Below are 13,077 nucleotides of genomic sequence, written 5' to 3'. Positions count from 1 at the left end.
CGATGTTCGACACCGTTCTGGTCGCCAACCGCGGCGAGATCGCGGTCCGGGTGATCCGGACCCTGCGCGAGCTGGGTGTGCGGTCCGTCGCCGTCTTCAGCGACGCGGATGCCGACGCCCGGCACGTACGGGAGGCCGATACGGCGGTGCGGATCGGACCCGCACCCGCCGCCGAGAGCTATCTCAGCGTGCCCGCGCTGCTGGAGGCCGCCCGGCGCACCGGCGCGCAGGCCGTGCACCCGGGGTACGGGTTCCTCGCCGAGAACGCGGGGTTCGCGCAGGCGTGCGCGGACGCGGGGCTCGTCTTCATCGGGCCGCCCGCTTCCGCGATCTCGCTGATGGGCGACAAGATCCGGGCCAAGGAGACCGTCGCGGCGGCCGGGGTTCCGGTCGTGCCGGGTTCGTCCGGCAGCGGGCTCAGCGACACACAGCTCGCGGAGGCGGCGCGCACGATCGGCATGCCGGTGCTGCTGAAGCCCTCGGCGGGCGGCGGCGGCAAGGGCATGCGGCTGGTGCGCGACGAGGCGCTGCTCGCCGACGAGATCGCCGCCGCCCGGCGCGAGGCGCGCGGCTCGTTCGGGGACGACACCCTGCTCGTGGAGCGGTGGATCGACCGGCCGCGCCACATCGAGATCCAGGTCCTGGCCGACGGGCACGGGAACGTGGTGCATCTCGGCGAGCGCGAGTGTTCGCTCCAGCGCCGCCACCAGAAGATCATCGAGGAGGCGCCGTCCGTCCTGCTCGACGAGGAGACCCGGGCGGCGATGGGCGAGGCGGCCGTCCAGGCGGCCCGCTCCTGCGGGTATGTCGGGGCGGGCACGGTGGAGTTCATCGTCCCGGGCAACGACCCCGCCTCGTACTACTTCATGGAGATGAACACCCGCCTCCAGGTCGAGCACCCGGTCACCGAACTGATCACCGGCCTGGACCTGGTGGAGTGGCAGCTGCGGGTCGCCTCCGGTGAACAACTCCCGTACAAGCAGCCGGACATCACACTCACCGGACATGCGATCGAGGCCCGTATCTGCGCCGAGGACCCGGCCCGCGGATTTCTGCCGTCCGGCGGTACGGTGCTCTCCCTCGGCGAGCCGAACGGCCAGGGTGTACGGACCGACTCGGGTCTCAGCGAGGGGGTCGAGGTCGGCAGTCTGTACGACCCGATGCTCTCGAAGGTCATCGTCCACGGACCCGACCGGGCCACGGCGCTGCGGCGGCTGCGCACCGCCCTGTCGGAGTTGGTGATCCTGGGCGTGCCGACCAACGCCGGGTTCCTGCGCAGGCTGCTCGCCCACCCGCAGGTGGTGGCAGGCGATCTCGACACCGGGCTGGTGGAGCGCGCGGTGGACGGGCTGGTGCCGGACGGGGTACCGGAGGAGGTGTACGCGGCGGCGGCGCTGCTGCGGCAGCCGGCCGCCCGGGGCACCTCGCCCGGGGGCAGCTCCGGTTGGGTCGACCCGTTCTCGGTGGCCAACGGCTGGCGGCTGGGCGGCGCCCCCGCCCGCACGGTCCACCACTTCCGGCTGCCGGGCCACGACCCGGTGCAGGTCGCCGCGCGCTCCTGTCCGGCGGGCACGGAGCTGACGTTCGGTCATGTCGGGGAGGGCACGCTGCCGCCGGCGCCCGCGACGGGCACCTGCGGCCCGCTGGCCCCGCTGCCCGGCGGCACGGAGACAGCCAGGGTCATCGACGTCTCCGCACACCGCCTCATCTTCGAACTCGCCGGTGTCACCCACACGTTCACCCACGCCGCATCCCCGGAGGGGACCTGGCTGGGCCGCGACGGCGACACCTGGCACGTACAGGACCACGACCCCGTGGAGGCGTCCCTCACCGGCGCCGCACACGGCGGCGCGGACACGCTCGCCGCGCCCATGCCGGGCACGGTCACCGTCGTGAAGGTGGCCGTCGGGGACGAGGTCGTCGCCGGGCAGAGCCTGCTCGTCGTGGAGGCGATGAAAATGGAGCACGTCATCTCCGCCCCGCACGCCGGGACCGTCACCGAACTCGATGTGACGGCCGGTGCCACCGTCGCCATGGACCAGGTGCTGGCCGTGGTGGTTCCGAGCGAGGAGGAAGCATGACCGTCGGCAAGCTGCCCATGCCCGTGCCCGCACCGGATCTGCCCGCCCGGGTACGCATCCACGAGGTCGGCGCCCGCGACGGGCTGCAGAACGAGAAGGCGGTCGTTCCGACCGAGGTGAAGGCGGAGTTCATCCACCGCCTCGCCGCGGCCGGCCTGACCACCATCGAGGCGACCAGCTTCGTCCATCCGAAGTGGGTGCCCCAACTCGCCGACGCCGAGGACCTGTTCCCCCGCCTCGGGGACATCAAGGGCGTCGCGCTCCCGGTGCTCGTACCGAACGAACGCGGTCTGGACCGCGCCCTCGCTCTCGGTGCGCGCCGGATCGCCGTGTTCGGGTCGGCGACCGAGACGTTCGCCGCCCGCAATCTCAACCGCACGGTCGCCGAGTCGCTCGCCATGTTCGAGCCCGTCGTCGCCCGCGCCAAGGCGGACAAGGTGCATGTCCGCGGCTATCTGTCGATGTGCTTCGGCGACCCGTGGGAGGGGCCGGTCCCCGTCCACCAGGTCGTGCGCGTGGCCAAGGCGCTGATGGACCTCGGCTGCGACGAGCTCTCCCTCGGCGACACCATCGGCGTCGCCACCCCCGGCCATGTGCAGAACCTGCTCTCCGAGCTGAACGAGGAGGGCGTGCACACCAACACCATCGGGGTGCACTTCCACGACACGTACGGCCAGGCGCTCTCCAACACCCTCGCCGCGCTCCAGCACGGTGTCGCCACCGTGGACGCCTCCGCGGGCGGCCTCGGCGGCTGCCCGTACGCGAAGAGCGCCACCGGAAATCTCGCCACCGAAGACCTCGTGTGGATGCTCGACGGCCTCGGCATCGAAACCGGGGTCGACCTCGACGCGCTCACCGCCACCAGCGTGTGGCTCGCCGAACAACTGGGCCGCCCGAGCCCGTCCCGTACCGTCCGCGCGCTCTCGGTTCAATAAACACAGTCCCACAAGGAGTGACCCCCACCATGCCACTGGACCACCGGCTGACTGCCGAGCACGAGGAACTGCGCCGCACCGTCGAGGAGTTCGCGCAGGACGTGGTCGCCCCGAAGATCGGCGACTTCTACGAGCGTCATGAGTTCCCGTACGAGATCGTGCGCGAGATGGGGCGGATGGGCCTGTTCGGGCTGCCGTTCCCGGAGGAGTACGGCGGCATGGGCGGCGACTATCTCGCCCTCGGGATCGCCCTGGAGGAGCTGGCCCGCGTCGACTCGTCCGTGGCGATCACTCTGGAGGCCGGGGTCTCGCTCGGTGCCATGCCGGTCTACCGGTTCGGCACGGAGGAGCAGAAGCAGCAGTGGCTGCCGAAGCTCTGCTCGGGCGAGGCGCTGGGTGCCTTCGGGCTGACCGAGCCGGACTGCGGGTCGGACGCGGGCGGCACCCGGACGACGGCCGTGCGCGACGGCGACGAGTGGGTGATAAACGGATCCAAGTGCTTCATCACCAACTCCGGCACGGACATCACCTCGCTGGTCACGGTCACGGCGGTGACCGGACGCAAGGAGAACGGCGCCCCGCTCATCTCGTCGATCATCGTGCCGTCCGGCACCCCCGGCTTCACGGTCGCCGCTCCGTACTCCAAGGTCGGCTGGAACGCGTCGGACACCCGTGAGCTGTCCTTCTCGGACGTCCGGGTCCCGGCGGCGAACCTGCTGGGCGAGGAGGGCCGCGGGTACGCGCAGTTCCTGCGGATCCTCGACGAGGGACGGATCGCGATCTCGGCGCTGGCCACGGGTCTGGCGCAGGGCTGTGTCGACGAGTCGGTGAAGTACGCCAAGGAGCGGCACGCCTTCGGCCGGCCGATCGGCGCCAACCAGGCGATCCAGTTCAAGATCGCGGACATGGAGATGCGGGCGCACATGGCCCGGATCGGCTGGCGGGACGCGGCATCCAGGCTGCTGGCGGGCGAACCGTTCAAGAAGGAGGCGGCGGTCGCCAAGCTGTACTCGTCGACGGTGGCGGTGGACAACGCCCGCGAGGCGACCCAGATCCACGGCGGCTACGGCTTCATGAACGAGTACCCGGTGGCGCGGATGTGGCGCGACTCCAAGATCCTGGAGATCGGCGAGGGAACGAGCGAGGTGCAGCGGATGCTGATCGCCCGGGAGCTGGGGCTGCCGGCCTGAAAAGTGCGCGGCAGGACTCCACCACCCGCCGTGCGTCGAGCCCCGACGCGCGGCGGGACCTGCCGGGATCAGCGGGTCGGGCCGTGGTGACGGGGCCGGTGCGGCCCGGCAATCGGAATCCGCAGCTCCGCCGCCCGTAGACCGGCCACGATGGGGCACAGAGCATCGCCTGCCGAGAACCACCGCGGCAGCCCGGACGAGCAGCCCGGTACGGCGTCACACCACGGGCAATTCGTTCGACAGGGCCGGGCCCGCCCCGGCAGAGTCTGTTCATGGAACCCCAGCACTGGCCCCTGTACGGGCTCCGCATCCGCACGCCACGCCTGGAACTCCGCCTTCCGGAACTGGAGTTGCTCGACGACCTGGCAAGCGTCGCCGCCGACGGGGTGCACGCGCCGGACAGCATGCCGTTCACCGTGCCCTGGACCGACGGCACGCCCGCCGAACGCGGCCGGGCCGTGTACCAGCATGTGCTGTCCACCGTCGCCAACTGGTCCGTACGGGACTGGGTCCTGAGCCTCGTCGTGCTGCACGAGGGCACGGTAGTCGGGCGGCAGGACCTGGGGGCGCGCGACTTCGCGGTGACCGGTGAGGTGCACACCGGGTCGTGGCTGGGGCTGGCGCACCAGGGTCAGGGCATCGGCACCGAGATGCGGGCCGCCGTGCTGCATCTGGCGTTCGCCGGGCTCGGCGCCCGGAGCGCGATCTCGTCCGCGATGACGGACAACCCGCGTTCGCTGGGCGTCTCGCGCCGGCTCGGCTATCTGCCGGACGGACTGGAGGTGGCCGCGCTGCGGGGCGCCCCCGTCACCCTGCAGCGGCTGCGGATCGACCGCGACCGCTGGGAGGAACACCGCACCGTCGATGTGCGGATCACCGGACTCGACGCGTGCCGGAAGGACTTCGGCGGATGACGCTCCTGGTGCACACCTTCGTACGGGGGAAGAGCGGCAGGCCGCACCTCCTCGACGATCCCCCGGACGGCAGCGACATGGCGGGGTGCGAGAGCTGCCGGACCGGCCTGTGGGGGTCGGAGCGGATCCGGTCCCTCGGGGCCCGGTTCCTTCCGGAGCTCGCCTCCTGCGACCTGTACGTCGAGCCGGAGGACATCGAGGACTTCCTCGCCGAGTGCGAGCTGCTGCACCCGCACGCGGCGGAGCTCGATGCGCACTGCGGCTACCGCGAGGGCTATGTGGTCGAGCGGTTGGCCAACATCACCGCTGCGGCCCGGCGGGCCCAGGACGTCGGCGGCGGGGTGCTCGTCTGGTAGCCCGGCGGGCCGGGCAGGCCGCCCTCTGGACAGTTAGTGAGGTTAGGCTAACCTACCTTCGAACTCGTCAGCGGGCGCCCACCGGCGCGTACGAAAGCAGACACACCCATGCCCAAGGTCCGGACCACCTCCCTCTCCCGTCGCGGCCTGCTGGCCGCCGGCGGCGCCGTCGGTCTCGGCGCCGCACTCGCAGCGTGCGGCGGCAACGACTCGAAGGACTCCGGCTCGGGTTCGAGTGCCGGGAAGTCCGGCCCGTGGACGTTCAAGGACGACCGCGGCCAGACCGTGAAGGCCGCGAAGGTCCCGAAGGACATCGTCGCCTTCATCGGTGTCGCCGCCGCCCTCCACGACTACGGCATCGAGGTCAAGGGCGTCTTCGGCCCGACGAAGACCAAGGACGGCAAGGCCGATGTGCAGGCCGGCGACCTCGACATCAGCAAGGTCGAGATCCTCGGCAACGTCTGGGGCGAGTTCAACGTCGAGAAGTACGCGGCGCTCGGCCCGGAGCTGCTCGTGACCGCCATGTGGGAGAAGGACTCCCTCTGGTACGTGCCGGACCAGTCCAAGGACAAGATCCTGAAGCTGGCGCCGAGCGTCGCCCTGTGGGCCGCCCACACCACCATCCCCAAGGCGATCCAGCGCCATGAGGATCTCGCCGCCTCCCTCGGCGCCGACGTCAGGGCCGCCGCGGTGACCGACGCCAAGGCCCGCTTCGAGAAGGCCGCGGCCCGGCTGCGCGCCGCCGCCAAGTCCAAGCCGAACATCAAGGTCATGATCGGCTCGGCCAGCCAGGACCTCTTCTACGTCTCGCTCGCCACGATGTCCGCGGACACCCTGTACTTCCAGGAGCTGGGTGTGAAGTTCGTCGAGCCGAAGGTCAACGCCGCGGGCTTCTTCGAGGAGCTGAGCTGGGAAAACGTCGACAAGTACGACGCCGACATCATCATGATGGACAACCGCTCCTCGGCCCTGCAGCCCGACGCCCTGACGTCCAAGCCGACCTGGACGCGGCTGCCCGCCGTCAAGGCGGGTCAAGTCATCCCGCGCACCACCGAGCCGATCTACTCCTACGACAAGTGCGCGCCGATCCTCGAGGACCTCGCGAAGGCCATCGAGGGCGCCAAGAAGGTCAGCTGACCGAGCACCAGGCACCCCCGTCTCCGGCCCGGCCAGGGTTGCCCCCCGGCCGGGCCGTTTTCCTTCGCTTCCCGGTTCCTGGAAGGAGCCCTCGTATGACGACCGCAGCCGCACCTCCCGCAGCCCCCTTCCGGTTCTTCGGCCTGACGGTCACCCGGACCAGGCGGCTGGGACCCTCCATGCTCCGGATCACCTTCGGCGGTCCGGGGCTCGACGGCTTCGCCGCCGGGGGCCGCGACCAGAGCCTGTCGCTGTTCCTGCCGCACCCCGGCCAGCCGGAACCAGTCGTTCCGGTCGGCAAGGACGGCAACTGGTTCGCCGCCTGGCGCGCCCTGCCCGAGGACATACGGGCCGTCATGCGCTCGTACACCGTCCGTGCGCAGCGCCGCACCCCCGACGGATCGCCCGAAATCGACATCGACTTCGCGCTGCACGAGGACGGCGGACCCGCCTGCCGCTGGGCCGCCACCGCTGCCCCCGGCGATCTCCTCAAGGCGCTCGGCCCGGCCGTCGAGAACAACACGGCCGTCCGCTTCCGGCCCCCGGAGGACACCGACTGGGTGCTGATCTGGGCCGACGAGACGGCGCTTCCCGCCGCATCGGCAGCCCTGGAGTGGCTGCCCGCCGGCATGCGGGCCCGCGTCTGGCTCGAGGTCCAGCACACCAAGGACCGCCAGGCGCTGAGCACCGCGGCCCGCGCCCGGATCAGCTGGCTCGTCCGGGACGAGGGCGCACCGTCCGCCGTGGACGCCGTACGCGCCGCCGAGCTGCCCGAGGGGACCCCGTACGTCTGGATCGCGGGCGAGTCGTCGAACGTACGGGCGCTGCGCCGCTATCTGGTCCAGGAGCGCGGGTTCGACCGCAGGCGGGTGACGTTCGTCGGCTACTGGCGTCGCGGGATGAGTGAGGAGCAGCTGCGCGCAGAAGCGGTCACCGAGAACGCCTGATCCGGACAACTTTGACCGACCGGCACATGGCAGGCGGCGTCCCGTGGGGCGAGGGAACAACTCGACGCAACGTTAGGTTAGGCTAACCTTACTTTGACATCGGGCCCTCGCCCCTCTTTCTCTGCCTTGAGGGCGCCGATGAAGTTTCCCCGCACCCGGGAGGACCCCTTCATGCGTTCGCACCTGCTCAATGACTCGACTGCGGAGCACTACCGTCGCTCCGTGACCGCAGGGATCGAACGGGTCGCAGCCAAACTCGCCGCCGCCGACCGGCCGTTCACCGGGATCTCCGTCGGCGAGCTCTCCCCGGTCGTCGACGCGATCGACCTGGACCGGCCGTTGGGCGACGCGTCCGCCGCCCTCGACGAGCTCGACCGCGTCTATCTCCGGGACGCCGTCTACTTCCACCACCCCCGGTACCTGGGCCACCTCAACTGCCCGGTGGTCATCCCCGCCCTCGTCGGCGAAGCCGTCCTGTCGGCCGTCAACTCCTCCCTGGACACCTGGGACCAGAGCGCGGGCGGCACCCTGATCGAGCGCCGGCTGATCGACTGGACCGCGGCCCGGATCGGCCTCGGCCCGGCCGCCGACGGCATCTTCACCAGCGGCGGCACACAGTCCAACCTGCAGGCCCTGCTGCTCGCCCGCGAAGAGGCCAAGTCCCGCCCCGGGCAGTTCGACCGGCTGCGGATCTTCACCTCCGAATGCAGCCACTTCAGCGTCCAGAAATCGGCGAAACTCCTCGGTCTCGGACCGGACTCCGTCGTCTCCGTCCCCGTCGACCGGAAGAAGCGCATGCAGACCGTGGCCCTCGCCCACGCGCTGGAGCAGTGCGCCGCCGAGGGCGCCGCCCCGATGGTGGTCGTCGCCACCGCGGGCACCACGGACTTCGGCTCGATCGACCCGCTGCCCGAAGTCGCCGTGCTCTGCCGGCAGTTCTCCACCTGGATGCATGTCGACGCCGCGTACGGCTGCGGACTGCTCGCCTCCGGCGAGCGCCGCCACCTCCTCGACGGCATCGAGCACGCCGACTCCGCGACCGTGGACTACCACAAGTCCTTCTTCCAGCCGGTGAGTTCCTCGGCTGTCCTGGTGCGCGACCGGGCCACGCTGCGCCACGCCACGTACCACGCGGAGTACCTCAACCCGCAGCGCATGACCGCCGAGCGCATCCCCAACCAGGTCGACAAGTCCCTGCAGACCACCCGCAGATTCGACGCCCTCAAACTGTGGATGACCCTGCGCGTCATGGGCGCGGACGGCATCGGCGAGCTCTTCGACGAGGTCTGCGGCCTGGCCGCCGAGGGATGGCAGCTGCTCACCGCGGACCCGCGTTTCGACGTCGTCGTCGAGCCGCAGCTCTCCACGCTGGTGTTCCGCTGCGTCCCGGACGACGTCACCTCACCCGTCGAGATCGACCGCGCCAACCTCTACGCCCGCAAGGCGCTCTTCGCCTCCGGCGAGGCCGTCGTCGCCGGGACGAAGGTCGGCGGCCGCCAGTACCTGAAATTCACCCTGCTCAACCCCGAAACGACCGCACAGGACATCGCCGCAGTCCTCGACCTGATCGCCGGCCACGCCGAGCAGTACCTGGGAGACTCCCTTGACCGCGCTTCCTGACCCCCACGACTTCATCGGGATCGGCCTCGGCCCGTTCAACCTCGGCCTCGCCTGCCTGACCGAACCCATCGACGAACTCCGCGGTGTGTTTCTGGAGTCCAAGCCGGACTTCGAGTGGCATGCCGGAATGTTCCTCGAAGGCGCCCATCTCCAGACGCCGTTCATGTCGGACCTCGTGACGATGGCGGACCCCACCTCGCCGTACTCCTTCCTCAGCTACCTGAAGGAACGCGGACGGCTGTACTCCTTCTACATCCGGGAGAACTTCTACCCGCTGCGGACCGAGTACAACGACTACTGCCGGTGGGCCGCCGGCCGGCTGAGCAGCGTCCGATTCAACGAGACCGTCGAATCGGTCAGGTACGACGAGAGCACCGCTCTCTACACTGCCCGCACCCGCGCCGGAAGCGTCTTCCGCGCCCGGCACCTGGTGCTGGGCACGGGAACTCCCCCGTACATCCCGGAGGCGTGCCGGGAACTGGGTGGCGACTTCCTGCACAACTCCCGCTACCTGGAGCGAAAGGCGGCCCTCCAGGCCAAGGAGTCCATCACCCTCGTCGGCAGCGGGCAGAGCGCGGCGGAGATCTACTACGACCTGCTCTCCGAGATCGACGCGCACGGCTACCGGCTGAACTGGGTGACACGCTCACCGCGGTTCTTCCCACTGGAGTACACCAAGCTGACGCTGGAGATGACCTCCCCGGAGTACGTCGACTACTTCCACACCCTGCCCGAACAGACCCGCTACCGGCTGGAGTCCGGCCAGAAGGGACTTTTCAAGGGCATCGACGGCGAACTGATCGACGCGATCTTCGACCTGCTCTACCGGAAGAACCTGCCCGGACCGGTCCCCACCCGCCTCCTCACCAACTCCGCCCTGCTCAGCGCGCGTTACGCGGAGAGCAGCGGCACGTACACGCTCGGCCTGCACCAGGAGGAGCAGGAAAGGGAGTACAGCCTCACCACCGAGGGGCTGATCCTCGCCACCGGCTACCGCTACACCCCGCCGGCCTTCCTGGAGCCGATCGCCGGCCGGCTGCGCCACGACAGCCGCGGCCGCTTCGACGTGGCCCGCAACTACTCCATCGATACCACCGGGCGCGGCGTCTTCCTGCAGAACGCGGGCACGCACACCCACTCGATCACCTCGCCCGACCTGGGCATGGGTGCCTACCGCAACGCGTACATCATCGGCGAGCTGCTCGGCCGTGAGTACTACCCGGTCGAGAAGTCCATCGCCTTCCAGGAGTTCGCCGTATGAACACCGGCCTCGGTACCTTCACCGTCCGCGCCCTCGACCCTTCCACGGCCTCTCGGCCCGGTTCGAACGGGTCAGGCTCCATGTCCGACACCGAACTGGTGCACAGCTGGGTCACCCACCCCAAGGCGTCCTTCTGGCTGATGGGCGACGCCCGGCTGCAGGACGTCGAGCGGGAGTACCGGGCGATCGCCGCCCACCCGCACCGCGACGCGTTCATAGGACTGCACAACGGGGAGCCCGCCTTCCTGATGGAGCGGTACGACCCCGCCGAGGTCGAGCTCAAGGGGCTGTACGAGGCCGAACCCGGCGACATCGGGATGCACTTCCTCGTCGCCCCGACGGACACCCCGCTGCACGGCTTCACGCACGCGGTGATCACCACTGTGCTGGAGACGCTGTTCGCCGATCCTTCGGTACGCCGGGTCGTCGTCGAACCGGACGTCCGCAACACAGCCGTGCACGCGCTCAACAAGGCCGTGGGCTTCGAGGTCCTCCGCGAGATCGCCAAGCCGGAGAAGACCGCCCTGCTCAGCGCCTGCACCCGAGAACAGTTCCACGCCGCGCGCGAAGGAGACGCCCGATGACCACCACCACCACCGCCGCCGCCGTCGCGCACCTCACCCCCGAGCGCTGGGCCATCGCCAACCGGCAGCTCATCCGCAAAGCCCTCGCCGAGTTCAGCCACGAGCGGCTGCTGACCCCCGAGCCGCTCGGCGCCGGCCTCTACGCGGTACGCGGCGACGACACGGCGACCGAATACCGCTTCGCCGCCCGGCGCTTCGCGCTCGACCACTGGCAGGTCGACGCCGCCTCCGTCACCCGCCACCGGCACGGCACCGAACTGCCCCTGGACGCACTGGAATTCTTCGTCGAACTGCGCGAGACGCTGGGGCTTTCGGCGGAGGTCCTGCCGGTCTATCTGGAGGAGATCTCCTCCACACTGGCCGGAACCGCGTACAAACTCACCAAGGAACCGGTGACCTCCGCCGCGCTCGTCGCCGCCGGATTCCAGGCGATCGAGACGGGCATGACCGAGGGCCATCCCTGCTTCGTCGCCAACAACGGGCGCCTCGGCTTCGGCATCGACGAGTACCGTGCGTACGCACCCGAGACGGCGAGAGCGATCCGGCTGGTCTGGCTCGCCGCCCACCGCGACCGCGCCACGTTCACGGCGGGCGCCGGGCTCGACTACGACACGCTGATCGGCGGCGAACTGAGCAAGGCGACCCGGCAGCGGTTCGCCGGCACGCTGACCGGCCTCGGGCTCGACCCCGACGACTACCTGCTCATCCCCGTCCACCCCTGGCAGTGGCGGAACAAACTGGCCGTCACCTTCGCCGGAGAAATCGCCCAGCATCGTCTGATCTGCCTCGGCGAGAGCGACGACAGCTACCTCGCCCAGCAGTCCATCCGCACCTTCTTCAACACCGGAAACCCGGAGAAGCACTACGTCAAGACGGCACTGTCCGTCCTGAACATGGGCTTCATGCGCGGGCTCTCCGCCGCGTACATGGAGGCGACGCCCGCGATCAACGACTGGCTGTCCGGGCTCATCGAGCGCGACGAGGTGCTGCGCGCGGCCCGGTTCTCGATCATCCGCGAGCGGGCGGCCATCGGCTACCGCCACCGGACGTACGAAGCGGCCACCGCCAAGGGCTCCCCGTACCTGAAAATGCTCGCCGCGCTCTGGCGGGAGAGTCCGGTGCCCGGCCTGGCGCCGGGCGAACGGGTCGCGACCATGGCATCGCTCGTCCACACCGACCACGAGGGCAACTCCGTCGCGGGCGCACTGATCGGAGAGTCGGGACTGGCGCCCGCCGACTGGCTGCGCCGCTACCTGGACGCCTACCTGGTGCCGGTGCTGCACAGCTTCTACGCGTACGACCTCGTGTACATGCCGCACGGCGAGAACGTCATCCTGGTCGTCGAGAACGGCGTCGTCACCCGCACGGTCTTCAAGGACATCGCCGAGGAGATCGCCGTCATGGACCCGGACGCGGTGCTGCCGCCCCAGGTCGAGCGGATCCGCGCCGAGGTCCCGGACGACATGAAACTGCTGTCGGTCCTCACCGACGTCTTCGACTGCTTCCTCCGCTTCCTGGGCGCCGGACTCGCCACCGAGGGGATCCTCGACGAGGAGACGTTCTGGCGGACGGTCGCCGCCTGTGTGTCCGGCTACCAGGAGTCGGTGCCGCAGCTCGCGGACAAGTTCAAGCAGTACGACATGTTCACGGAGGAATTCGCACTGTCCTGCCTGAACCGGCTCCAGCTGCGCGACAACAAGCAGATGGTCGATCTGACGGACCCGTCGGGAGCACTGCAGCTCGTCGGCACACTCAGGAACCCGATCGCGGGCTTCTAGTGCCGTGACCGGCGATGTTTGTCCCGTGAGGAGCGTCGTCCGGTGCGTGCGGTCGCAAGGCGGCCGGAAGTCCTTGGACGGGGTCTCCCCTGCTCGAACGAAGCTGAGAGCTTGGGGAAGGAGCTACCAGGACTTTTGGCCAACGCGGAAGGGGGTCCCCCCTGGCCCTTAAGGCCTTGGGGGAGGCCGTGGTGGGCGGCGCGACGGGGCAAAGCTTGCCGGGAGGGGCACTGGGAACTGCCCCGGTCGCCGGGCGGGTCCGGAAGATCGGACC

Annotated in this window: 11 protein-coding genes; all 11 read left to right on the top strand. The window is 70.0% G+C overall.

Going from position 1 to position 13,077, the window contains the following annotated elements; genetic code table 11:
* The first annotated feature begins 2 nt into the window (after positions 1 to 2).
* The 11 genes from ACNPQM_RS08510 (at position 3) to ACNPQM_RS08460 (ending at position 12,803) form a co-directional block, all read left to right on the top strand.
* Complete coding sequence (locus ACNPQM_RS08510; RefSeq protein WP_418083505.1) at positions 3 to 2,081, top strand: acetyl-CoA carboxylase biotin carboxylase subunit; 2,079 nt, start codon at positions 3 to 5, stop codon at positions 2,079 to 2,081.
* Positions 2,078 to 3,016 carry a hydroxymethylglutaryl-CoA lyase gene (locus ACNPQM_RS08505; protein ID WP_358860717.1) on the top strand — a complete coding sequence of 313 codons (939 nt, stop codon included), beginning with the start codon at positions 2,078 to 2,080 and terminating at the stop codon, positions 3,014 to 3,016. Before ACNPQM_RS08510 ends, ACNPQM_RS08505 begins: the two co-directional genes overlap by 4 nt.
* A gap of 29 nt (positions 3,017 to 3,045) precedes the next feature.
* Positions 3,046 to 4,206 carry an acyl-CoA dehydrogenase family protein gene (locus ACNPQM_RS08500; RefSeq protein WP_358860718.1) on the top strand — a complete coding sequence of 387 codons (1,161 nt, stop codon included), beginning with the start codon at positions 3,046 to 3,048 and terminating at the stop codon, positions 4,204 to 4,206.
* Between the two features lie 272 nt (positions 4,207 to 4,478).
* Positions 4,479 to 5,120: a GNAT family N-acetyltransferase gene (locus ACNPQM_RS08495; protein ID WP_418083504.1), complete on the top strand. Its 642-nt coding sequence runs from the start codon at positions 4,479 to 4,481 to the stop codon at positions 5,118 to 5,120.
* Entirely contained in the window at positions 5,117 to 5,476 is a 360-nt protein-coding gene (locus ACNPQM_RS08490) for a hypothetical protein (RefSeq protein WP_418083503.1), read from the top strand. The genes ACNPQM_RS08495 and ACNPQM_RS08490 overlap by 4 nt, the downstream gene beginning before the upstream one ends.
* Before the next feature lie 108 nt (positions 5,477 to 5,584).
* On the top strand, positions 5,585 to 6,613 hold the full coding sequence (locus ACNPQM_RS08485; protein ID WP_418083502.1) for an ABC transporter substrate-binding protein: 1,029 nt from the start codon (positions 5,585 to 5,587) through the stop codon (positions 6,611 to 6,613).
* 95 nt (positions 6,614 to 6,708) lie between these two features.
* Complete coding sequence (locus ACNPQM_RS08480) at positions 6,709 to 7,560, top strand: siderophore-interacting protein (protein ID WP_418083501.1); 852 nt, start codon at positions 6,709 to 6,711, stop codon at positions 7,558 to 7,560.
* Between the two features lie 171 nt (positions 7,561 to 7,731).
* On the top strand, positions 7,732 to 9,180 hold the full coding sequence (locus ACNPQM_RS08475) for a pyridoxal phosphate-dependent decarboxylase family protein (RefSeq protein ID WP_418083500.1): 1,449 nt from the start codon (positions 7,732 to 7,734) through the stop codon (positions 9,178 to 9,180).
* On the top strand, positions 9,164 to 10,441 hold the full coding sequence (locus ACNPQM_RS08470) for a lysine N(6)-hydroxylase/L-ornithine N(5)-oxygenase family protein (RefSeq protein WP_418083499.1): 1,278 nt from the start codon (positions 9,164 to 9,166) through the stop codon (positions 10,439 to 10,441). Before ACNPQM_RS08475 ends, ACNPQM_RS08470 begins: the two co-directional genes overlap by 17 nt.
* Positions 10,438 to 11,025, top strand: a complete 588-nt coding sequence (locus tag ACNPQM_RS08465; RefSeq protein ID WP_418083498.1) for a GNAT family N-acetyltransferase — start codon at positions 10,438 to 10,440, stop codon at positions 11,023 to 11,025. The genes ACNPQM_RS08470 and ACNPQM_RS08465 overlap by 4 nt, the downstream gene beginning before the upstream one ends.
* Complete coding sequence (locus ACNPQM_RS08460; RefSeq protein WP_418083497.1) at positions 11,022 to 12,803, top strand: IucA/IucC family protein; 1,782 nt, start codon at positions 11,022 to 11,024, stop codon at positions 12,801 to 12,803. The genes ACNPQM_RS08465 and ACNPQM_RS08460 overlap by 4 nt, the downstream gene beginning before the upstream one ends.
* Positions 12,804 to 13,077 lie beyond the last annotated feature (274 nt).

It is taken from the genome of Streptomyces sp. NPDC056231 (assembly GCF_048270745.1).
Classification (GTDB): Bacteria; Actinomycetota; Actinomycetes; order Streptomycetales; family Streptomycetaceae; genus Streptomyces.
The sequence above is the reverse complement of the archived record's forward strand: the minus strand, read 5'-3'. Positions and strand labels throughout refer to the sequence as shown.